We start from the raw sequence: 22,966 nt of genomic DNA, 5'->3' as shown, positions 1-22,966 counted from the left end.
ATACGTAGATTAAAAGATTAGCTTATTTTACCATCCTGGGTTTTGTTGGCTTTTCATGGCAGGATTAGCTTGTATTTCTCCTAAAGGAATAGGATAAACAAAACGATAATTTCCTGCTTGGATGCTACAATCAGGTGCTGTACTTGGGCAATCACCTTGACCAGGAGCTGCTCCTCTATCAAAACCTAAGTTGTAACGTTTTGCATCAAACCAACGATGTCCTTCTCCTACTAATTCTTTTCTACGTTCCAGTTGAATGTTTGCTAATACATCAGCAACATTGTCTGTTACAGAGTTATAGCCATTTATTCTATTAGTACGTAAAATACGAATATCATTTCTTGCATCAGTATTGTTGCCAAGATTAAAATTAGCCTCAGCTCTAATTAGATACATTTCTGCTATTCTAAATACTTTTACATCCACATTGCCATCACGAGCAATAGAAGTACCATTGAATCTTCCTGAGAATTTTTGATAAGATGCCGCAGCTGGAGAAGCCGCTCCATTATAAGTTACATTAAAACGAACATCATTAGTAGTTACTCCTACAAAAAGATTTCTCCAATCATTAGAAACAGTGTAACCATTCACTCCATCTAATGGAAAATTACCTGGAGCTCCTTGCCCAACATTAAAAGCTACTGCAAAGATTGTTTCAACTCCTGAATTCAAGTCATTAAACCAAACACTCTGAAAAGAAGTTGTATTATTGATTGCAGACGCTGTTAATCCAACACCAATACTTCCACTAATACTTCCAAGGTTAACACCACTTTCTGCAATTACCTTATCAGTATAAGCTTTGGCATCAGCCCAATCTTTTGCATATAAAGAAACTCTAGCTCTAATGGCTCTTACACCATGAATATCTAATCGTGTTTTTCTTATTCCATTAATAGGAATGTCTATATTACTTAGTAATGATTCTGCTTCTGTTAAGTCTTTGTAAATAAAGTCATAACATTCTTTGACAGTAGAACGAGGAGGAAAAGTTGCTTCACTTTTCGTTTTAATTGCTACTCCAAATTCAGAAGAGTTTCTATCATAAGAGGGGGCAAAGAAACGCATTAAGTCAAAATGAGCCAGTGCTCTTAAAGCTAAAGCTTGTCCTTTAATTCTATTTTTCTGCCCTGAAGCTGTTTCCGTTAAGTTATCAAGATTATCTAATACTGCATTAGCCTGATTAATAACTTGATATGGAGAACTCCATAAACGACTTACTACTGTACTACCAGAGTTATAATACCATTGAGCCAATGATCTATTATTACCTAAAGAGGCTGATGTCTCTATCATATTATCTGTACCAACATCTCCTCCTCCTGTATATCCAAATCGATAATAACCATCATTTCTCATAAAAGCATATCCTCCACTCAATACACGCTCAAAATCTGTGATTGTTTTTAAACGACTTGCTTCAATTGCATATTCTAATTCTGGGTCAAGTACTTTATTACAAGCAGCTGCAGAAAATAACATGATGCCTGCAAGTACGAAAGACTTTATATAAGATATTTTCATAAAATACTTCATTAAAAATGTTTAGAATGTAACATTAGCTCCTACAGTGTAAGTTCTTAGAGCAGGGTACAAAGCTCCTGTAGCAGTTCCTCCACCTCTTTCAGGATCAATACCTGTCCAGCGAGTAAATGTTAGTAAGTTTTGACCAATAGCAAAGACTCTTACTCCCTTAATTTTAGCCTTTTCCGTCCATTTTGTTGGTAAATTATAAGATACTTGTAAATTTCTAAGTCTTACATATCCAGCATCTTCTAAGTAACGAGTTGTAGCAGATCCTTCTTCAGTATATTGAAATGCAGTAAGTCTTCCGTCTGCTGTTTGGAAACGAGGCCAATCTGTTATATCACCAGGCTCTTGCCATCTACGTAACACTTCTCTAGAGAATCCATCTTGTAAATAACCAGGGTTGTCAATATTAGTTTTTTCATTATTATACAACTGATGTCCTGTTGCATAAGAGAAAAATACGGATAAACTAAAGTTTTTGTAATTAAATGCAGAAGTAAAACCTCCAAAGACTGTTGGAAAACGAGGTTTATATATTTTCTGAGCATCCCCATCTAAAGTAGGAGTAATATTGCCATTTTGGTCATAGAAAAGACCATCACCATTTGCAGGATTTACACCAGCATATTGCACTAAGTATGTGGAATAAAGAGGATAACCAACCTTAATAATATCTATAGTACCTGCTATTTCCTCCTGACCAGGTAGTACTTTTAGAACTTTATTTTGGTTATATGTAATATTACCACTTAAATTCCATGTAAAATCACCTACTCTTAAAACATCTGCAGCGATTTCGAATTCAATACCTCTATTTCGCAATTCGCCCACATTAACAAGAAGACTACTAAACCCTGACGTTCTTGATAATTGTCTAGGAAAGAACAAATCTTTAGTCACGTCATTGTATAAATTTACTGAACCCGTAATTCTATTTTCAAAAAAACCAAAATCAACTCCAAAGTTAGATTTTAATCTTCTTTCCCATTTCAAATCAGGAACAGGGACGTTATTTTGGAAAAATGCTAATCCATCAGCATAAACACCTTGTGTATATAAGCCAAAGGCAGGGAAATCATCTGCTATTGTACCTCTATTTGTGATTAAGTCTTGATTTGCAGTTGTTGCATAACTTGCTCTCAAACGTAGATTACTTACTTTAGAACCTTTTAAGAAATCCTCATCTGACATAACCCAGTTTGCTCCTACAGAGTAAGTAGTTACATATCTATTATCTTTTAAGAGTTTAGAAGAACCATCTCTACGAATATTAGCACTCAAAGAGTATTTTTTCTTGAATGTATAACTACCATCTAAGAATACAGAAAATAAACCATTGTTAGTAGTTAAACCGCCAACAGTAGGAATATAATTATTTGCAGGGTCATTAGGAGCAGCACTACCTGCTGTAATACCCGCCTCATTTAATAATAGAGGGTTTTGTAGGCCAAAACCTGTAAAATTAAATGTACGAAATTGACGAGCAACCACTTCTTGGAAAAGAGATATTCTGAGAGAATTATCTGCATTAATATCTTTTATATAGTTTATTGAAGTGGTTCCTGTATATGCTATTCTCCTTCTAGTACTTCTTTGAAAAAAGCCGTCTCTTTGTGAAGAACGTGTACCTCCTAATTCTGTTTTTAAATAGTTGATTTGGTAAGGATGATCTAATACCTCATTTTCTCTAGAATTCAAATCTACTCCCCAATTTGTTCTTACAGATAAACCTGAAATCCATGGTATTTGATATTCTGCGGTAATTGTAGAAAATCCTTTGATATCATCTGATTTATCACGGTTTAACATTTGTCCTTCTAAAGGGTTTGGCTGATTAGATGGAGATGTATTAATTACATTATAACCAGAAATATGAGTTGGGTCATAAATTACTTCATAAGGATTTGTCCAATACACAGCATTGATAGGAGAACCAATAGAGGTATTTCCTTCATCTGTAAAGTTACGATTAGTAAAAGACAATGTATTTTTGAAAGAGAATGTAAAATTTTTATCAACATAATCTAAATTCAAACGGCCAGAGTAACGTTTAAAGTTCGTATTTACAACTGTTCCTTCTTGATCGTAGTAGTTTAATGAACCGAAATATCTTAATTTTTCAGAACCTCCAGAAGCAGTTACTTCATGTTGTACAGTCCTTGCATTTTTAAATAATACTTTTTTCCAATCAGTAAATGTATTAGCCAAATTTTCCAACTCCCCATCTGTAGGTGTTCCCAGTCCATTCCTATCAAAAGAATAACCTAAACCTATTTCATTTTCTACTTGAATTTTTTCTTTAGAATTGAGTGTTTGTAGGAATCTATTATAATCAGGAGTACTTACACCATATTGAACATTGTATGTGAATATATTCCTATCTTTTACACCTTTTTTAGTGGTTACAACGATTACACCATTGGCACCACGAGAACCATAAATAGCTACTGCTGGTCCATCTTTAAGTACGTTCATTGATTCAAAATCATTTGGGTTTAAAGTTCCAAAAAAGTTTGCATCAATAGGAATACCATCTACAATGTATAAGGGGTCTGTACTACTGTTTACAGAACCTATACCTCTGATTAATACAGTTGCACGAGAACCTGGCTGTCCTGAAGAACTTTGTACTAAAACACCTGGTGTACGCCCTTGTAATATTTGGTCAAAACTTTGAATAGGAACATTTTCAATTTCTTTGTTACCTACTTTCCCAGCTGAACCAGTAAAAGATCTAGAACTTATTTCTCCATAACCTGTTGAAATAACTTCAATTTGTTGGATTTGATCTAGCTCTAGAGAAAAATTAACAACAGCTTGAGAACCGCTATTTATCTCTTTATCTTTAAAATCCACAGCTTTTACCACTAATATGGCACCATTAGGAACGTCATTGATAGAATATTTACCATCAACATCAGTAACTGCTCCAAGCTTGGTATTTCCTTTTACGAAAACAGTTGCCCCAATTACAGCTTGAGCTTTATCATCGGTTACCGTTCCCGACACTGTCCTTTGTGCAAAACCTTGTATTACAAAGGCTAAGACAAAGACAAAACTAAACAGTAGTTTTTTCTTCATAACTTTTTCTTTATTTTTTAGAAGTTGGTTCTTTCAAAAGTAGTAAGTCCTATTGAAAAATAAAAAAAATGCGAAACTTTTTTTTGATTAAGTTCGCATTATCGCAATTTTATTACTTAGGTTGTGTTTGTTAAGCATTTGTTAATTCATAAAATTAACTCAGTCCCAAATAGAGTATTTTTTGATTTTGAAACGAAAACTAATGAATATAATCCAAATCAAAACAATCAATATACCCAACATCCAATACAAAGATAAATCTCTAACCTCATTTTGGACATTTAAATCCCATATTTTGTACAACATGAAAGATGAATACAAGTTAATAGCTATCATGAAAGTAAAAAACCAAGCTTTTAATACTTTATAAAATTCATCTTTGCTGATTTCATTTTCTTTCCAAAAAATATTATTGGGAATATTTAATTTTTCAATAGGAATATTTTGTAACAAACGAAGAAAGAATATCATAATTAAATTAAATACGCCCACAAAGCCTAATGATACATATAAAACCCAATCTTTATGGATAATATTGATATAACTACCTACATAAATCTCTTTGGGATAGCTTTTATTAAGTATAAGCCAAACTGCTGCAAATGTGATGAAAGAAATATTTTTTAAGAATGCGATGATTAAATTCATATTTGTTTTGTTAATTGTTATCCTAGTTTTATAAATACTCCATTATGTCCTCAAAAGAAATTTTAGCCCAGCAAGTTAAAGCCCTCCAAGTAGAAAAGCAAACAGATTTACAACTATATACTGAGCAAATGCTCAAAACACCTTTACAAGAACGTAAATTGCAAGGCACTACATGGTATCCTATTAACTTATTGGAAACTGACTTTGTTTTTGATAAAATTAGAATTCAAGTAGAAAGAACACAACTCATCCATGAGCCACATCAGTTTCAGGCTGGAATGCCTGTTTCTGTATTTTCCAATCAAGAAAATGCTCAAAAAGATAGAATACAGGGCACTATTCAAAAAATAAGACAAAATATCATGACCATTGTACTACCTGTTGATGAACTTCCTGATTGGTTTGATGAAGGAAAATTGGGTATTGATATTCTATTTGATGAAACTACCTATCAAGAAATGGATAAAATCCTCCAAAATGTACTTGTTGCAGAGAACAATCGTTTGGCTGAATTGAGAGAGATTTTTCTTGGTGAAAAGCAAGCCCATTTTATTCAAAAACAAAATTTTTATCAAAATCCACAACTCAACTTTTCTCAAATTGAGGCTCTTGAAAAGACAGTTAATGCCCAAGATATAGCTATTATTCATGGGCCACCCGGTACAGGAAAAACTACTACCCTTGCAGAAATTATTTCATTTACACTTAAAACAGAAAAGCAAGTGTTGGTATGCACAGCCAGTAATTTGGCTTTGGATTGGATTGTGGAAAAACTTGTTCAAAAAAATGTTCAAGTTGTACGTATTGGTAATCCTATTAGAGTAAGTGAAAATGTAGTTAATAACACTTTAGATTACAAAGTAATTGGTCATTCACAGTATAAACAAATTAAAGCCCTTAGAAAACAAGCAGATGAGTATTGGAGTTTGAGTAAAAAATATAAAAGAAATTTTGGAGCAAGTGAGCGAGAACAACGTAAATTACTAATTCAAGAAGCTAAAAGTGCATCACAAGAAGCTGAAAAATTAGAAAATTTCATTACAGATAGTATTTTGGATAATGCTCAAGTAATTGCAACAACTTTAATAGGTGCCAATCATCATTATGTTTTCAAGAAAAAATATCATACAGTTTTTATTGATGAAGCTTCACAGGCATTAGACCCAGCTATTTGGATTCCTATTAGTAAAGCCCAAAGGGTAGTTTTGGCTGGTGACCACTGTCAACTCCCTCCTACTGTAAAATCGTATGAAGCCGAAAAGATGGGGTTAAGCAAGACCTTGTTGGAGCGTTTGATTAACAAACAGCCAGAAACTTCGGTAATGCTTAAAGTGCAATACAGAATGCATGAAGATATTATGGGCTTCTCTAATGAACAATTTTACCATAATGATTTAATAGCTCATGATTCTGTAAAAAACACTGTTTTAAGCGAGCAAGAACGCCCCTTTGTATTTATAGATACTGCTGGTTGTGGATTTGAAGAAAAACAAGGTGATAATCTAAGTATATCAAATCCTGAAGAGGCAAATTTGCTCATCAAAATTTTGGATGATTTTAAAAGTAGGTTTTCTATTCCTATTGCTGTCATTAGTCCTTACAAAGCTCAGGTAAATTATTTAAAAAGTCTTTTGGAAAATTCAGAAAATGTAAGAGTAGGAACAGTTGATAGCTTTCAGGGACAAGAAAGTGAAGCTGTTTTTATTAGTTTGGTAAGAAGCAATGATAAGAATGAGATTGGTTTCTTAGCTGATACTCGAAGGCTCAATGTGGCTCTTACAAGAGCTAAAAAGAAATTAGTTGTTATTGGAGATTCTGCAACACTTGCAAGTCATCCTTTTTTCAAAAATTTTTTAGAGTATGTTGAAAGAATAGATGCCTATCAAAGTGCTTGGGAATATTTGTACTGATAAAACATTTTGCTTTATATAACAATCATAAAATTTTTTCTACTTTTGTTGCGTTATTTTTTGCGTATTCATCAATCATTTACACTCATAATGAATAAAAACAGATATTTTTTAGTAAAATTTGCTTTTTTGTTAGCATTTGGGGCTTTTGCTCAAGCTGACCGTTGGCAACAGCGTGTTCAATACACCATGGATATTGATATGGATGTCCAAACCAATCGTTTCAAAGGGAAACAGAAATTGGTGTATTTCAACAACTCTTCTGAAACATTAGATAAAGTTTTTTATCATTTGTACTTCAATGCCTTTCAGCCCAATAGTGCTATGGATGTGCGTTCTCGTACCATTGCTGACCCTGATGGGCGTGTACGTGATAGGATTTCTAAATTGAAAGATAATGAAATAGGTTATCAGAAGATATTTTCTTTAAAACAAGATGGTACACCTTTAAAATATGCCATTGAAGGAACAATTCTAGAAGTTACATTAGCAAAACCTATTGCTCCCAAATCGCAAGTAACTTTTGAAATGGAATTTGAAGGACAAGTTCCTATCCAGATTAGACGTTCTGGAAGAGATAATGCTGAAGGAGTTCGTTATTCTATGGCTCAGTGGTATCCCAAAATGGCAGAATATGATTATCAGGGATGGCATGCTAATCCTTATGTTGGTAGAGAATTTTATGGTATTTGGGGTGATTTTGATGTAAAAATCACTATTGATTCTACTTATATGGTTGGTGGGACTGGCTATTTACAAAATGCTCAAGAAATTGGCAAAGGTTATGATACAAAAGGAAAAGCTGTAAAGAGACCTAATTCAAATAAGCTTACTTGGCATTTTAAAGCTCCCAATGTCCATGATTTTATGTGGGCTGCTGACCCTGATTTTGCTCATACCATTCGTAAAGAAGCAGATTTACCTGAAATGCACTTTTTCTACAAAAAAGAACGCCAAGTAGAAGAAAAATGGAAACAATTGCCTGATTATATGGTGAAATCATTCAAAATCATGAATGAACGTTTTGGGAAATATCCTTATGAACAGTTTTCATTTATACAAGGTGGTGATGGTGGTATGGAGTATCCTATGGCTACACTCATTTTAGGAAAACATAGAGAATTAGAAGGCTTGGTAGGGGTTTCAGTACATGAATCTATACACAACTGGTATTATGGCGTTTTGGGTACAAATGAAAGTTTATATTCTTGGATGGATGAAGGATTTACAACATTTGCAGAAGATATTGTAATGAATCAAATTTTCAATGTAAATGCTGACAATCCTCATGTAGATAGTTATAGAAATTATTTTGCTTTGGTAAAAGCTGGTCAGAATGAACCTTTGAGTACACATGCAGACCATTATAGAACAAATAGAGCATACAGTATCAGTAGTTATTCTATTGGTTCTACATTTTTGTATCAGTTAAGTTATGTGATAGGAAAAGATGCTTTTGAAAAAGGCATGAAAGAATATTTTGAAACTTGGAAGTTCAAACACCCCAATGCTAATGATTTTATCAGAATCATGGAAAAAGTATCTGGTTTGGAATTAGATTGGTATAAAGAATATTGGGTTTATACATCTAAAACTATTGATTATGGAATTAAGGCTGTTAGCTCAGAAAATAATGAAACTAATGTAGTTTTAGAACGTAAAGGAGATATGCCAATGCCCATAGATTTAGTTGTAACGTATAAAAGTGGCAAGAAAGAACGTTACTATATTCCATTAGACATTATGCGTGGTGAGAAAAAAGAAGAAATGAGTGGAGCTACTACCACTCTCATGGAAGATTGGGTTTGGGTTTATCCTGAATATGTTCTCAAAATCAGTTCTGATGTAAAAGAAATCAGTAAAATAGAAATAGACCCAACAGAAAGAATGGCAGATGTAGATAGAAATAACAACTCTTACCCTTATAAAAACACAAAAAATACAGATTTAAAAGGTAAAAAGAAATAAATTGCAGGGCGAACTAATCATTCGCCCTTTTATTTAAACATATTTTCAATGAAATTTAGAATTGGACAAGGTTACGATGTTCATCAATTGGCTAAAAATCATCCTTTTTGGCTTGGTGGAATACAAATAGAACATACACATGGAGCTGTTGGGCATTCGGATGCTGATGTACTCATTCACGCCATTTGTGATGCCCTTTTGGGAGCTTTGGCTTTAAGAGACATAGGTTACCATTTTTCTAACAAAGACCCTAAATACAAAGGTATTGATAGTAAAAAACTACTTGCTGAAGTAATGGTTAAAATTGAAGAAAAAGGTTATGCAGTAGGTAATGTAGATGCCATGATTTGTTTAGAAGCTCCTAAAATCAATCCTTTTATTCCTCAAATGCAAGAAATTTTGGCTAAAATCATGAAAGTAGAACCCGAAGATGTGTCCATAAAAGCCACTACCTCAGAAACTTTAGGTTTTGTAGGCAGAAAAGAAGGCATTACAGCTACAGCCGTTGCATTGGTTTATAAAAAAGACTAAAAGTTTATGATAGAAGATATTATTTACCAATGCCCAGTTTGTAATCATACTGAGTTTTCTCCTTTTTTGGTATGTAAAGATTATACTGTAAGTAGAGAGAGTTTTCAAATTCAAGAGTGTAAAAATTGTGGGTTTTTATTGACTTCGCCTCGTCCCTCTTTGGATACATTAGGAAACTACTATAAATCAGATAATTATATTTCACATTCTGACACACAAAAGGGACTTATCAATTGGGTATATCATAGAGTACGCAAAATTGCTTTAAAAAATAAATTAAAGTTGGTTCAGAAATATACCCAAACCAAAGGAACTTTGCTTGACAATGGGTGTGGAACGGGAGCTTTCTTAAATACTTGTATTCAAGCAGGTTGGCAGGTAGATGGTGTTGAGCCTGATGCAGATGCAAGAGGTATTGCTGAAAAACAAACTCAAAAAAATATTTTTATAGGTTTGGATGAAGCTGAGGGGAAAAAATATGATGCTATCACAATGTGGCATGTATTGGAGCATGTACCTGATTTGAACGAAACAATTGAAAAACTCAAAAAATTGCTAACAGAGAGAGGAAAGCTTATTGTAGCTGTTCCAAATTCTGAAAGTGATGATGCTTTGTATTTTAAAGAACATTGGGCAGCTTACGATGTTCCAAGACATTTATGGCATTTCAAGAAAAAAGATATTGAAAGTTTATTTAAAAAGCATGGCTGTAGTATAAAAGCTATTTGTCCCATGCCTTTTGATGCTTATTATATTAGCTTACTGAGCAGTCGTTATAAAACAGGTAAAACACAATATATCAAAGCATTGTGGAGAGGTTTTATTTCTAATAACAAGGCTGGTAAAACCAATACCTCAAGCCTGATTTATGTAATTGAAAAAAATCTGTAACTTTGAGCAATATTAAAAAAGTGAGCCATGCGTATTGAATACTATAAAATGTAAAGATCAAAACACATGACTCATCACTTATAATTTATTAACTATATAAAATGGTCGCTTTTCATCAAGAAGATTTAAGCAAGTATAATTTTTTAATTACAGGTGGTGCTGGATTTATAGGTTCAAATATTGTAGAATATCTTGTTTATCATAAAGCTAATAAAATCAGGGTTTTAGACAACCTTTCTACTGGTTTCTTTAAGAATATAGAGTCTTTTGTTAAAAATAATCAGATTGAGTTTATTGAAGGTTCTATTACTGATTCTGAGACCTGCATGAAAGCTTGTCAAGGAATAGACTATGTATCACATCAGGCTGCTTTGGGTTCTGTACCTCGTAGTCTCAACAATCCTATTGCAAGTAATGAAGCCAATGTAACAGGCTTTTTGAATATTCTATGGGCATGTAAAGAACAGAATGTCAAGCGATTGGTTTATGCATCTTCTTCTTCGGTATATGGTGATAGCCCCGTTCTTCCCAAGCAAGAAAATCAAATAGGAAAACCTTTATCTCCTTATGCTCTCACAAAGTATATCAATGAGCTTTATGCCGAAATTTTCGCTAAAAGTTATGGCACAGAAAGTATTGGTTTACGTTATTTCAATGTTTTTGGATATAAGCAAAGTCCTCAAGGTGCATATGCTGCTGTGATTCCTTTGTTTATCAATGCTTTAAAGAACAATCAAGCACCTACTATCAATGGAGATGGCTCACAGAGTAGAGATTTTACATTTGTAGAAAATGCTATACAAGCCAATATCAAGGCTATGTTTTCTAAAAATTCTGAAGCTCCCAACAAGGTTTATAATGTAGCCTGTGGCGAACGACTTTCTGTAAAAGAAATATTTGATTTGATTCGTGAAATTTTAGATAAAAAGATAGAACCTTATTTTGGAGATGCAAGAAAAGGTGATGTAAAAGATAGTTTGGCAGATATTTCACAAGCCAAAAGTTTACTGGACTATGAGCCTCAAGTTTTTGCAAAAGAAGGTTTACAAAAAACAATAGAATGGTTCTTAAAAAATCAAGCATAATGAAACAATTGCTTTATACCTGCATATTATCTCTTGTATTGTGGAGTTGCGGAGATGATGAAGAGAATTTTGCTCCTAAACCCAAAGGCTTTAACAGAATCAGTTTACCAAAAAGCGAATATGTTGGTTTGGATACTACTTATCCTTATACTTTTGAATATTCTAAACATGCAATTATTCGTAAGGATAGTTCCAAAATAGCTGAACCTTATTGGATTCATGTGATTTATCCAAAATTAGGACGAGCTGAAATCCAAATTACCTATAAAGACATCAGTGATGACCCACAAAAAAAGTTAATGGAACTTATTGAAGACTCACATCGTCTTGCTTCCAAACACCTATACAGAGCTGATGCTATGAAATATTATGAGCATAGAAATGCTGATAATCAACCTGTTTTGGCTTTGGGACTTACTGGTGAAATTCCCAGCCATTTACAGTTTTATACCACTGACTCTGTAAAACATTTTCTAAGAGCAGCTATTTATTTCAGAACTGCTACCGAAAACGACTCCCTTGCTCCTGTGATAGATTTCGTAAAAAAGGATATGTTACACATGATTGCCACACAAAAGTTTAAGAAAAATACTAATAAGAAATAGTTTCTAAAACCTTTTCTATATTCATAGTGTTCCTTAAATGTTACAACACATAAACTCAAATTTTATGAAAAAAATCTTATTATCAATTGTGATGGCACTTTTTGGTGGAGTACTATACGCCCAAACTTGTTGTCAAGTACCTTCTGCAACCAATAGTTTTGCAGAATTGGCTGATGAGCAATCTTTTAGAATGAGCCATGACTTGCCTTTACCTTACAAACATATTAGTGATGTGGGAAAAGACATTACTTTCAAGGCTGCTGATGGCACAGAAGCTTATGGTTATGAATTGAAGGCTGCAAAACCATCCAAGAAATATATTTTTGTGATTCATGAGTGGTGGGGCTTGAACGACCACATCAAGAGAGAGGCTGAAAAGATTTATAACGATTTGGGAGACGTGAATGTCATTGCCTTAGACCTTTATGATAAAAAAGTTGCTACTTCTCGTGAAGAAGCTGCCCAGTATATGCAAGCTGTAAAATCAGAAAGAGCACAAACTATTATCAAAGGAGCTTTTGCTTATGCTGGTAAGAGTGCTAAAATAGGTACAATTGGCTGGTGTTTTGGTGGAGGCTGGTCTTTACAAACTGCTCTTTTGGCTGGTAAACAAGCCAAAGCATGTGTAATGTATTACGGTATGCCAGAAAAAGATGTTGAAAAACTTAAAACCTTAAAAGCTCCTGTTTTAGGTATTTTTGCAAGCAAAGAAAAATGGATTAGCCCTGAAGTTGTAGCAGAATTTGAAAAGAATTTACAGACTCTAAAGAAAAAAGCATCTATCAATAGCTTCAATGCTGAACATGCTTTTGCCAATCCAAGTAACCCCAATTATGACAAAGAAGCTACTGAAAAAGCTTATCAACTAACCATTGCCTTTTTCAGAAATAAATTAAAATAGTTAAATGGTTATTTTACTCCAAAACTCCTAAACCTGAATTGTTTAGGAGTTTTTTATTGAGGATAGGTATAAAATTTGTATATTGTGATTTCAAATAATTAGATTCTATGCGTTTTTACTTTACTCTTTTTGCCTCTTTTTTCAGTATTGTATCGTATGCTCAAAACACAGGTTATCAATCTACAATTAAAGATACATCTGCTTGGTTTTATGCCAAAACAATTACTTCTCATGACTTAAAAAAGCATTTATATATTATTGCATCCGACTCTATGCAAGGCAGAATGACTGCCAGCATTGGACAAAAAAAGGCTGCCAAATATATTGCCAAAGAAATGAAACGTATTGGTTTATTGCCTGCTGTTGTAACAGGTAAAGATAGTTCTTATTTTCAGAAGTTTAAAGTAGTCAAATCTGGCTGGGGAATGGCTCTATATAGAAATAGGGATTCTGATAACAGAAACCCCAGTGAAGCCCTCGAAACTGAAAACGTAATAGGCTGGATTGAAGGCACAGACAAGAAAGATGAGTTTGTCATTATTTCTGCTCATTACGACCATATAGGCATTGAAGATAATAAAATTCATTATGGTGCTGATGATAATGGTTCGGGAACTTCTTCTATTTTGGAAATGGCAGAAGCCTTTATGAAAGCAAAAAAAGCAGGAAAAGGTCCAAGACGTAGCATTGTATTTATGCTGGTATCTGGCGAAGAAGTGGGTTTATTGGGTTCGCAGTATTATGCAGATTTTGACCCTATTTTTCCTGTCAATAAAACTGTTGTAGATTTGAATACAGACATGATTGGACGCATTGATGATAAATATTTAGCTACCAAAACTACTGATTATGTGTATCTGATAGGCTCTGATAAACTTTCTATGGATTTATACAACTTACAAGAAGATGTAAACAAAAACTCTTTACAACTCAAACTCGATTATACCTACAATGATGTAAGTCATCCTGAAATGCTTTATTACCGTTCTGACCATTACAATTTTGCTAAAAAAGGTATTCCTGTCATTTTTTATTTTAGTGGTTTGCATGAAGATTATCACAAACCCACTGATACTCCTGAAAAAATTCATTACCCCAAAATGACTAAAATAGCCCAACTCATTTTCCTGACAGCTTGGGAAATAGCCAACAGAGATGAGAGAATAAAATTGGATAAGAAGTAATTGATTAAATTCTTATTTTTTATATTGGATTTTCAAATATACATTCATGATTTCTTATATATCGAAGAAGATACTTTTTCTTCTCTTCATTATTATTTTTTTGGGACTGTGTAGTTCTGTAAATGCTCAGAAAAAGAAAAAAATTTTAGGCTTCTCTAGTTTAGATGATACTGTCAGTACAGAAAAAAAAGGTTTATTTTTTCTTCCACTCATTTATTATACGCCAGATACCCGATGGGCATTTGGAGGGGCAGGTGTGTATTATTTTAAAATTCCACCCAAAGATTCTTTAGAGAAAGAAACTCGAACTTCTTTTGTACAATTTTTGGCAGATTATACCCAAAATAAACAGACAGATGTTTGGGCTACATGGAATATTTTCACAAGAAATGAAGATTTTTTACTCAAAGGAGATATTCGTTTTCGTAATTTCCCTGATAGATTTTATGGTATTGGAAATAATACGTCTAAAGAAAATGAAGAAAGATATGCCTACAATCTGATGCAAATCAAGGCTATGTTTTTAAAGAAGATTAAACACGATTTTTTTATTGGTTTTGATTATGAATTTGAGAAAGAATATGGTTTTAAATATACAACTGGTGGCATTCTTGAAAGTGGTTCTATCTCTGGCTATAAAGGTGGTATAGGCTCAGCATTAGGTTTTGTAGCTGTCATTGATACAAGAGATAATATCATCAATGCTTATAAAGGCTCACTGGCTGAAGTTTCCAGTTATTTTTTTACTCCTATTTTAGGAAGCTCTTTCAATTTTGTAAATATCAATGGGGCATATCAGAAATATTGGCAGATTAAGCCTAAAAATATTATTGCTTTCCAAACCAAAGCCAAGTTTACATTTGGTGATGTTCCATTTTTAGATATGTCCACGCTGGGTGGTGAGGATATTTTGAGAGGCTACCCTAAAAACCGATTCAGAGACAAGAATTTTATTGCTTCGCAGGTAGAATACAGATTTCCATTAGTTTGGCGTTTGGGACTGACAACCTTTGCAGGAGTTGGTGATATTTTCAATAAAGCCTCTGATTTGCGTTTCAGAACACTGAAATATTCTGTCGGAACAGGTCTGCGTTTTGTGATTAACCCTGCTGAAAGGCTTAATATTCGTTTCGATTATGCCTATGGTCGTGAAGGTGGACAATATTATATTAGTGTGGCAGAAGCTTTTTAAAATAGTTATAAAAAACAAATGATTAATGAGTATGATATATGCTTGACAAATATTAACTAATCTTAGTATGAAATTATATTTTTGCTTGCTGGAGAAGCCATTATAATATTTATGATTTAATCAAGTCACAAGAAAAAGATGAAAAAGATGGTTATTTTACTTTTAGCAATATCAGCTATAAGTTTTTGTTATGGCCAAGTTTGGTTTAATGCAAAAGGCTTAACCCAAAAAAACTATATTTTTCATAAAAAACATAAAGAAAAAATTAAAAAACAATATAGGAATAAGACTTTTCTTTATTTCGTTTTAGATGGTTCTGGAGATCTACCCGATTCACTTAAAATATACATTAAAGATACCCTTTTCACTACTTTATGTTTAAATATACAAAATTGTAATTCTTCACAAGGCAATGTTTTTATGTTTAAGAGTAAACATAAATTAAACAATGTCCCTATACATTTACTATTGACTCAAAGAAAAGAGTATGTAGCATTTAAAGCAGATTTTCACAAAGGAACTTATTTATTGATTGACTTTGATGAAAATGGATGGACCATTTGGGAACACAATATCAGATGTATTACATATAGTGGAAATACGATTTGGTTTGAACATTGTTATGATTAAATAGCATATTTTTACTTTTTTACTTTTTCATTTTCTCCATCACACCAGTTCCAAAAAGAGCAAAATCATATTTTACAGGGTCATTGGCATCAAAATCTTTAAGGTTTTTGGTCAGTTCCAGAGCCATTTTCCAGTTGGTTTTAGGAAGTGTAATGAGTTTTAGCTCTCTTCCAATACGCTCCACATGCACATCACAGGGGCAGATGAGCTGAGAAGGACTTATATTTTCCCAAATCCCAAAATCCACACCTTTATCATCTTTTCGCACCATCCAACGCAAATACATACACAGACGCTTACAAGCAGAGTTGCGAGCAGGTGTAGAAATATGTTTTCGAGTACGTTTGGGGGCTTCAGGTAGGCTAAAAAATAGCTTTTCAAAACCTATTAAAGCATTTTCAATGGTTTCATCTGTATTTTTAAGATGCTGACTAAAAGCCGTTTCCAAAGATTCATTTTTACCATACCAGTATTTCAAGAAATGAATAAAATACAAGGTATCCTCTGCATTGAAGGTTCGGTGTTTAAAGCTCAGAAAACGCTTTAAATCTGATTCTTGATGATTTAAAGCAAACTTATAAGGGCTGTTATCCATTTTTTCCATGAGTTCTGTGCATTTCTTGATAATCGTTTTGCGTTGCCCCCAAGCAAGTACTGAAGCGAACAAACCTGCTATTTCAATATCTTGTTTTTTAGTAAATTGATGAGGAATACTGATAGGGTCGTTGGGTATAAAATTAGGTTGATTATACAACTCATATTGCTCTTCTAACAATTCTTTTAAATCTATCATTTTTTTTCGGTTTCTAATTTTTACGGTTCGGGGCAGAGTTTATACGGTTCGGTAAGTTTTACATTTTTAGATTCAGTGATAACCCACAAATTTGTTCAAACATCTAAACATAATTTTTATGAAAAAGATTTGGACTACACTTTTGTTTTGGTTGATACTTTTGATAGGCTATTCTCAAAACACCCAAACTGTAAAAGGCAGAATTATTGATGAAGCCTCAAAACAGCCTCTTGCAGGTGTTTTAGTGCAACTGATTGGCTCTGATACGCTCAAAAAAGGAGCAGTTTCAGATGAACAAGGCTATTTCAAAATAGAAAATGTTCCTTTGGGCAGACAGACTTTTAAAATATCCTTTACAGGTTATGAAGAAAAAACTTTTGCTGATATTATGGTAACAGCAGGTAAAGAAGTTTATCTAAATGCTGACTTACAAGAAGATTTATCTGAAATTGAATCTATTACAGTTTCTTATGACAGAACCAAAGATGGTTCTGTAACCAATAACGAATACACTACGTTAAGTGCTAGGTCGTTCAATACAGAAGAGACGAAACGCTATGCAGGTGCTTTGGGTGACCCAAGCCGTATGGCAGCCAATTATGCAGGTGTTATTTCAGGTAATGACTCCAGAAATGATATTGTGGTACGTGGAAACTCCCCTACTGGCATGCTTTGGCAAATGGAAGGTTTAAACATTCCTAATCCCAATCACTTTTCAGCTTTTGGGACAACTGGTGGTCCAGTAAGTATGCTCAATAACAACGTTTTGGCAAAATCTGATTTTATCACAAGTGCTTTTCCTGCTCAATATGGTAACGCCAGTGCTGGTGTATTTGATTTACGCCTGAGAGATGGAAATACTGATAAACACGAATTTGTAGGGCAAATTGGTTTCAATGGTTTTGAAGTAGGTGCAGAAGGACCTTTTTCTAAAAATTATAAAGGTTCTTTTCTAATCAATTATCGTTATTCTACACTTTCTCTTTTCAACACTTTGGGCATCAATTTTGGAACAGGCAATGCAACCCCTAACTATCAGGATATTAACTTAAAAATCAATCTACCTGTTGGTAAAAAAGGGAAATTCACGTTGTTTAGTCTTGCAGGGATGAGTGATGTAAGTTTCTTGGGTAACAAAGAAGATACTACCAAAAATAATTTATTTGGTGATGAGAATTCTAATACTATTGTAAACTTCAAAACAGGCATTTTAGGAGCAAGCTACGAACATCAAATCAGCCCTAAAACATTTGCTAAACTCACGTTTGGTATTATGGGTACAGAACAGAGATTTTTAGGTGATTCTATTAGTGTTATTACAAGAGAGGAGTTTAGAAACGGAGAAGCCAAATTTTCTACCCAAAAATATGCAACCGTTTTCACAATCAATCACAAATTGAATGCTAAAAACAGCTTTCAAGCTGGGGTAAACGTAGATTTTTTAAACTTTAATCTTTTTAACAAGGATATTTTTGGTGGAGGTGTAGCGGAGGCTGTCAGAATTGATATTGAAGACAATACGACACTTTCTCAAGGGTATGTACAATGGAAACATCGTTTCAGTCCATCTCTTACACTCAATACAGGTGCTCATTGGCAACATTATAGCCTGAATAATCAGCATATAGTAGAGCCTCGTGTAGGATTAAAATATTTGGTTACTCCTAAACAATCATTGAGTATTGGTTATGGATTGCATAGTCAAATTCAGAGTATTTATAGTTCTTATGTAATCACTCCAACAGCTCAAGGAGTTACTTACACCAACAAAGATTTAGATTTTACACGCAGTCATCATGCTGTATTGGGTTATGAAAATAATCTTGCTGATAAGTTGGTCTTCAGAGCAGAGGCTTATTATCAATCTTTGTTTGATATTCCTGTAGAGCAAAGAGCCACTTCATTTTCTACACTCAATACAGGAGCTGATTTTGCCCCTGTGGAGCAAGATAGCCTTGTAAACAATGGTACAGGCTATAATTATGGAGTAGAGATGACTATAGAGCGTTCTTTCAAAAACAATTATTATTTCCTGATTACGGGTTCTATTTTTGACTCTAAATACAAAGGTAGTGATGGCATAGAACGCAATACAGCTTTCAATACCAATTATGTACTCAATGTACTAGCAGGCAAAGAGTGGAAATTACGTAAAAATAATGTTTTGATTGCGAATATCAAGGTGAGTACTGTTGGGGGTAGGTTTTTCACACCTCTAAATATTGAAGCATCAAAAAGTGCTGGTGAAGCCATTTATGACAACGAAAAAGCTTATTCAGTTCGCCAAACACCTTATTTTAGAACTGATATAAAGGTTGGTTACCGTAAAGACTACAAAAAGAGCAGTTTAGAGTTTTCTTTGGATTTACAAAACCTAACCAACAATCAAAATATTTTCCAGCAGACTTACAATAGAAGAACCAATGCATTGGTGAATCAATATCAGCAAGGTTTCTTCCCTGTACCATTTGTAAGATATACTTTCTAACCAGAAGGGGCTTATAGCTCCTTCTAAACACTCTAAAACTATGTTTTTACAAGAATTAAAGTATCGAAATATAGAGTTATTTGTATTTGGAATAGTATGTTTGGTTTTAGCCTGTTTGTTTTTAATACTTTCTTACACTTCCAGCACACAAGTAAATGGTACAAACGCATGGTTTAAGCCTTTTAAATTTGCAGCATCAACATTTTTTTATAGCTGGACGATGGCTTGGTTTTGCTCTTATTTACCACAATTTAATACATCCAGATTCAGTTGGGCTGTTATTATCTTATTAGGTTTTGAGATTGTGTATATTACATTACAGGCTTTTAGAGGAAAAACATCTCATTTCAATGTAGGTACCCCCTTTTATTCGTTTATGTATAGTATGATGGCAATAGCTGCTACAGCCGTTAGTATTTATACAGCTTACATTGCTTTTTTATTTTTTCAAAATACATTTCCAGAATTACCCAATTATTATGTGTGGGCAATCAGATTAAGCCTTGTCATGTTTGTTATTTTTTCTTTGGAAGGATTTGTAATGGGTTCGAGGCTTACTCATACAGTCGGAGCAGTACATGAAGGCAGAAGTTTACCCATTTTAGGATGGAGTCTGAAATATGGAGACTTACGAGTATCACATTTTTTTGGTATGCATGCTATACAAATACTTCCTCTTCTTTCATTTTATTTTTTGAGAAATACTTCTTTAACCATTGGTGCGAGTATTCTTTATTTTGGCTTCACAGCTTACACACTTATACAAGCCTTACAAGCAAAAGCATTCTTTAGATTTTAAACATTTCAAATACTACATGTATGAAAAATCACACTAAAATTGCGTTTATCGGAGCAACAGGCAGATTAGGTTTACCAGTTGCACAAAAAATGGTTCAAAAAGGCTTTTCGGTGAGAGCTATTAGTAGAAATACTCTCCTTGCACGTACTAAACTCCCAGAAAGTATAGAAATAGTACAAGCCAATTTAGAAGACATCAACAGCCTTATAAAAGCGTTTAAAGGTTGTCAGGTGGTTTATATCAATTTAAGTACAGAAACCTTAAATACCAAACTGTCTTTTTACGAAGAAAGAGAAGGCATTAAGAATATTGTAGAAGCAGCAGAACTTGCAGGAATTGAGCAAATTATCAAGATTTCTGCTTTGGGAGCTTATCCATTGGCTACACATTTAAAAACTTATTTTTTTCCAAACGAAATCAAAAGAAAAGGAAATCAGTTTATTGAATCCTCTTCTATTCCTTTTACAATTTTTTATCCCAGTTCTTTTGAAGATAGTATGCTTTTCAATGTAAAAAACAATACTATACAATGGATTGGGAAGCCTGTAACTCAATATTGGACAAATTTGGAGGATTACAGCAATTTGGTCGTTTCAGCTATTGACAACCCAAAAGCTTTTAACCAGCATTATGCTGTACAAGGTAGAAACCTCCAAACTTATGAAGATGTTTTTGTGAAACTTAAAAAACAAAATCCTTCTCTCAAAATTCAATCTACTCCATTAGGAATGATAAAATTTTTGAGTCTTTTTAGTTCTAAGTTAAAAGTACTGTCAGCTTTATTTAACTATTTTGAAAACGACAAAGAACATTATTATGCTGAAAAAACTTGGAGTGATTTATTTGAAAACCAAGATTTTGAAACTTCTATAAGAGGTTAATAGTTTTTATTAAGATTATTTTATATCTTTAATATTATAATAAAAACATCGTGAATTCACCCAAAGCACATATCAACGATCTGAAAGCCAGACTAATAGGAATACCGACTATTAGCCTGAGTATCAATATTGCTTATCATTGGAATGATAAAGTTTTCTTTTCATCTGACGCCATATGGGGTTTGTTAATAGCTTTCCTAAATACTTTTTTTATTTGGGAAGGCTTAAGGAAAATCATGCATTTTTTGATAGAAAAATACCCAAGTTTCGAGCAAACTAAGCAAAGATTGATTACCCAAACTATTTTCTCTTTGCTTTATACTTCTCTGATTACCATTTTATTAGATTTATTTTGTAGAGTTATTAAGCCTGAAAGTGCAAAACCCAATATTTGGGTTGGGCTTGCCATTGGGCTTATACCTACTATTATTGTTACTCTTATTTATGAAAGTGTTTTCTTTTTTCAGTCTTGGAAAGCTGGCATCCAAAAGGCTGAGGCTTTGGCAAGAGCTAATGTTCAATCGCAGTTAGAGTCGCTTAAAAACCAATTAGACCCTCATTTTTTATTCAATAGCTTAAACACCTTGAGTTTTTTGATAGATGAAACCAATCAAGAAGCTCAAAAATATTTAGAAAAACTGGCAGATGTTTATCGTTATGTTCTTGTTAGTAAGCAAAAAGATATGGTAACTCTTCAAGAAGAGATGGATTTTGTGGATGCTTATATGTATCTCAATAAAGTTCGTTTCAGAGAAAATATACAACTTGAAAAACATATTGCTCCAGAAATTTTACAGAAAAAAATAGCTCCTTTGAGCTTGCAAATGCTTGTTGAAAATGCTATCAAACACAATATTATTTCTAAGGATAAGCCCTTAATGATTGATATTTTTGCTGATGACAATATTTTGGCTGTACAAAATAATTTACAGGAGAAAAAAACTTTTTATAAATCTACAAAAGTAGGATTAGAAAATATAAAGAATCGTTATGCCTTGTTGAGCAAAAAAGACATTTTTATAGAAAAAAATCAAGATTTTTTTAGAGTTGAAATACCTTTGCTATGACCAAAATACTTCTGATAGAAGATGAGTATCCTGCTGCTGAACGATTAAGCAAAATGATTCTGACATTGGGTGACACTGAAATTATTGCATCTTTGGATAGCATTGAGAATTCTATTGAATTTCTGAATTCAAAACCTCAAATAGATTTAATTTTCTCTGATATACAACTCTCAGACGGGCTTAGCTTTAAGATTTTTGAACAAGTAGTTATTCATACACCTATTATTTTTACAACTTCTTACGATGAATACGCTATCAGAGCCTTCAAAGTAAAAAGCATAGATTATTTATTAAAACCTATTAAGCAAGAAGAGCTTATCCAAGCTTACAAAAAGTACAAAGAACTTTTCAATAAAACTGAAAATCAAGATTATAGTACAAAAATAGCATCATTATTACAAGAAATTAGTCAGCAAAAAACCAAGAGTTATCAACAACGTTTTTTGGTAAAACATCAAGAACAACTCATCCCTATTGCCCAAGAGCAGATTGCTTATTTCTACTCAACCAATAAAATGGTTTGTTTGATTTCCAAAGAAGGAAAACAATTTCTGGTAGATTATACCCTTGAAGAGTTAGAAGACTTATTGAATCCTACTCATTTTTTCAGGTTGAATCGCCAATTTATTGCCTCTGTAGAGTCTATTAGCAAAATTCATCAGTATTTTCATGGAAAACTCAAATTAGAGTTAGAGCCAACATCCACAGAAGAAGTGATTGTCAGTCGAGAAAAAAGCCCTATTTTTCAGCAATGGTTAGAAATTGGCAGTAAAACTTAA

At 33.2% G+C, this 22,966-nt stretch carries 18 protein-coding genes and 1 pseudogene; 15 read left to right on the top strand and 4 right to left on the bottom strand.

All coding sequences use genetic code 11. The features are described from left to right. Nucleotides 1-27 precede the first annotated feature (27 nt). From AD998_03325 to AD998_03315, 3 genes are all read right to left on the bottom strand, one after another. Complete coding sequence (locus AD998_03325; GenBank protein ID KOY85315.1) at nucleotides 28-1,485, bottom strand: hypothetical protein; 1,458 nt, start codon at nucleotides 1,483-1,485, stop codon at nucleotides 28-30. Nucleotides 1,486-1,548: 63 nt separating this feature from the next. Beyond that, a complete protein-coding gene (locus AD998_03320; GenBank protein KOY85314.1) occupies nucleotides 1,549-4,614 on the bottom strand; it encodes a hypothetical protein in 3,066 nt (1,021 codons plus the stop codon). A gap of 159 nt (nucleotides 4,615-4,773) precedes the next feature. Further along, complete coding sequence (locus AD998_03315) at nucleotides 4,774-5,262, bottom strand: hypothetical protein (GenBank protein ID KOY85313.1); 489 nt, start codon at nucleotides 5,260-5,262, stop codon at nucleotides 4,774-4,776. Between the two features lie 44 nt (nucleotides 5,263-5,306). On the opposite strand from AD998_03315, the gene AD998_03310 reads away from it, so the two are divergent. From AD998_03310 to AD998_03265, 10 genes are all read left to right on the top strand, one after another. Next, nucleotides 5,307-7,172 (top strand): hypothetical protein, encoded by a 1,866-nt coding sequence (locus AD998_03310; GenBank protein ID KOY85312.1) that lies wholly within the window; start codon nucleotides 5,307-5,309, stop codon nucleotides 7,170-7,172. A gap of 90 nt (nucleotides 7,173-7,262) precedes the next feature. Next, nucleotides 7,263-9,140 (top strand): peptidase M1, encoded by a 1,878-nt coding sequence (locus AD998_03305; GenBank protein KOY85311.1) that lies wholly within the window; start codon nucleotides 7,263-7,265, stop codon nucleotides 9,138-9,140. A 48-nt stretch (nucleotides 9,141-9,188) separates the two neighbouring features. Further along, nucleotides 9,189-9,671: a 2-C-methyl-D-erythritol 2,4-cyclodiphosphate synthase gene (locus AD998_03300; GenBank protein ID KOY85310.1), complete on the top strand. Its 483-nt coding sequence runs from the start codon at nucleotides 9,189-9,191 to the stop codon at nucleotides 9,669-9,671. A gap of 6 nt (nucleotides 9,672-9,677) precedes the next feature. Then, nucleotides 9,678-10,562, top strand: a complete 885-nt coding sequence (locus AD998_03295; protein ID KOY85309.1) for a hypothetical protein — start codon at nucleotides 9,678-9,680, stop codon at nucleotides 10,560-10,562. A gap of 101 nt (nucleotides 10,563-10,663) precedes the next feature. Then, the gene (locus tag AD998_03290; protein KOY85308.1) at nucleotides 10,664-11,647 is read left to right on the top strand and encodes a Vi polysaccharide biosynthesis protein VipB/TviC; all 984 of its coding nucleotides are present in this window, start codon (nucleotides 10,664-10,666) and stop codon (nucleotides 11,645-11,647) included. After that, complete coding sequence (locus AD998_03285; GenBank protein KOY85307.1) at nucleotides 11,623-12,252, top strand: hypothetical protein; 630 nt, start codon at nucleotides 11,623-11,625, stop codon at nucleotides 12,250-12,252. The genes AD998_03290 and AD998_03285 overlap by 25 nt, the downstream gene beginning before the upstream one ends. Nucleotides 12,253-12,316: 64 nt before the next feature. Continuing rightward, complete coding sequence (locus AD998_03280; protein KOY85306.1) at nucleotides 12,317-13,153, top strand: dienelactone hydrolase; 837 nt, start codon at nucleotides 12,317-12,319, stop codon at nucleotides 13,151-13,153. A gap of 107 nt (nucleotides 13,154-13,260) precedes the next feature. Then, nucleotides 13,261-14,337, top strand: coding sequence for a hypothetical protein (locus tag AD998_03275; protein KOY85305.1), 1,077 nt, complete (start codon nucleotides 13,261-13,263; stop codon nucleotides 14,335-14,337). Between the two features lie 142 nt (nucleotides 14,338-14,479). Further along, nucleotides 14,480-15,529 (top strand): hypothetical protein, encoded by a 1,050-nt coding sequence (locus AD998_03270; protein KOY88029.1) that lies wholly within the window; start codon nucleotides 14,480-14,482, stop codon nucleotides 15,527-15,529. Nucleotides 15,530-15,667: 138 nt separating this feature from the next. Continuing rightward, nucleotides 15,668-16,159 (top strand): hypothetical protein, encoded by a 492-nt coding sequence (locus AD998_03265; protein KOY85304.1) that lies wholly within the window; start codon nucleotides 15,668-15,670, stop codon nucleotides 16,157-16,159. A 19-nt stretch (nucleotides 16,160-16,178) separates the two neighbouring features. On the opposite strand, the gene AD998_03260 is transcribed toward AD998_03265, so the two are convergent. Next, nucleotides 16,179-16,952: a hypothetical protein gene (locus AD998_03260; protein ID KOY85303.1), complete on the bottom strand. Its 774-nt coding sequence runs from the start codon at nucleotides 16,950-16,952 to the stop codon at nucleotides 16,179-16,181. Nucleotides 16,953-17,070: 118 nt separating this feature from the next. On the opposite strand from AD998_03260, the gene AD998_03255 reads away from it, so the two are divergent. The 5 genes and pseudogenes from AD998_03255 (at nucleotide 17,071) to AD998_03235 (ending at nucleotide 22,966) form a co-directional block, all read left to right on the top strand. After that, a complete protein-coding gene (locus AD998_03255; GenBank protein ID KOY85302.1) occupies nucleotides 17,071-19,440 on the top strand; it encodes a hypothetical protein in 2,370 nt (789 codons plus the stop codon). Nucleotides 19,441-19,480: 40 nt separating this feature from the next. Further along, nucleotides 19,481-20,239 (top strand): hypothetical protein, encoded by a 759-nt coding sequence (locus AD998_03250; GenBank protein KOY85301.1) that lies wholly within the window; start codon nucleotides 19,481-19,483, stop codon nucleotides 20,237-20,239. Between the two features lie 20 nt (nucleotides 20,240-20,259). Next, nucleotides 20,260-20,883: pseudogene (locus AD998_03245) on the top strand (hypothetical protein). A gap of 287 nt (nucleotides 20,884-21,170) precedes the next feature. After that, complete coding sequence (locus AD998_03240) at nucleotides 21,171-22,187, top strand: histidine kinase (protein ID KOY85300.1); 1,017 nt, start codon at nucleotides 21,171-21,173, stop codon at nucleotides 22,185-22,187. Continuing rightward, the gene (locus AD998_03235) at nucleotides 22,184-22,966 is read left to right on the top strand and encodes a LytTR family transcriptional regulator (GenBank protein ID KOY85299.1); all 783 of its coding nucleotides are present in this window, start codon (nucleotides 22,184-22,186) and stop codon (nucleotides 22,964-22,966) included. Before AD998_03240 ends, AD998_03235 begins: the two co-directional genes overlap by 4 nt.

The organism is bacterium 336/3 (assembly GCA_001281695.1).
GTDB lineage: Bacteria > Bacteroidota > Bacteroidia > Cytophagales > Thermonemataceae > Raineya.
Note: the sequence above shows the minus strand (reverse complement) of the source record. Positions and strands in the feature narration are given on the sequence as shown.

Excerpts from the sequence above, each read along its gene's own strand:
- AD998_03325 (KOY85315.1), bottom strand. The coding sequence starts at position 1,485 with ATGTTATTTTCTGCAGCTGCTTGTAATAAAGTACTTGACCCAGAATTA.
- AD998_03320 (KOY85314.1), bottom strand. The coding sequence starts at position 4,614 with ATGAAGAAAAAACTACTGTTTAGTTTTGTCTTTGTCTTAGCCTTTGTA.
- AD998_03315 (KOY85313.1), bottom strand. The coding sequence starts at position 5,262 with ATGAATTTAATCATCGCATTCTTAAAAAATATTTCTTTCATCACATTT.
- AD998_03310 (KOY85312.1), top strand. The coding sequence starts at position 5,307 with ATGTCCTCAAAAGAAATTTTAGCCCAGCAAGTTAAAGCCCTCCAAGTA.
- AD998_03305 (KOY85311.1), top strand. The coding sequence starts at position 7,263 with ATGAATAAAAACAGATATTTTTTAGTAAAATTTGCTTTTTTGTTAGCA.
- AD998_03300 (KOY85310.1), top strand. The coding sequence starts at position 9,189 with ATGAAATTTAGAATTGGACAAGGTTACGATGTTCATCAATTGGCTAAA.
- AD998_03295 (KOY85309.1), top strand. The coding sequence starts at position 9,678 with ATGATAGAAGATATTATTTACCAATGCCCAGTTTGTAATCATACTGAG.
- AD998_03290 (KOY85308.1), top strand. The coding sequence starts at position 10,664 with ATGGTCGCTTTTCATCAAGAAGATTTAAGCAAGTATAATTTTTTAATT.
- AD998_03285 (KOY85307.1), top strand. The coding sequence starts at position 11,623 with ATGGTTCTTAAAAAATCAAGCATAATGAAACAATTGCTTTATACCTGC.
- AD998_03280 (KOY85306.1), top strand. The coding sequence starts at position 12,317 with ATGAAAAAAATCTTATTATCAATTGTGATGGCACTTTTTGGTGGAGTA.
- AD998_03275 (KOY85305.1), top strand. The coding sequence starts at position 13,261 with ATGCGTTTTTACTTTACTCTTTTTGCCTCTTTTTTCAGTATTGTATCG.
- AD998_03265 (KOY85304.1), top strand. The coding sequence starts at position 15,668 with ATGAAAAAGATGGTTATTTTACTTTTAGCAATATCAGCTATAAGTTTT.
- AD998_03260 (KOY85303.1), bottom strand. The coding sequence starts at position 16,952 with ATGATAGATTTAAAAGAATTGTTAGAAGAGCAATATGAGTTGTATAAT.
- AD998_03255 (KOY85302.1), top strand. The coding sequence starts at position 17,071 with ATGAAAAAGATTTGGACTACACTTTTGTTTTGGTTGATACTTTTGATA.
- AD998_03250 (KOY85301.1), top strand. The coding sequence starts at position 19,481 with ATGTTTTTACAAGAATTAAAGTATCGAAATATAGAGTTATTTGTATTT.
- AD998_03235 (KOY85299.1), top strand. The coding sequence starts at position 22,184 with ATGACCAAAATACTTCTGATAGAAGATGAGTATCCTGCTGCTGAACGA.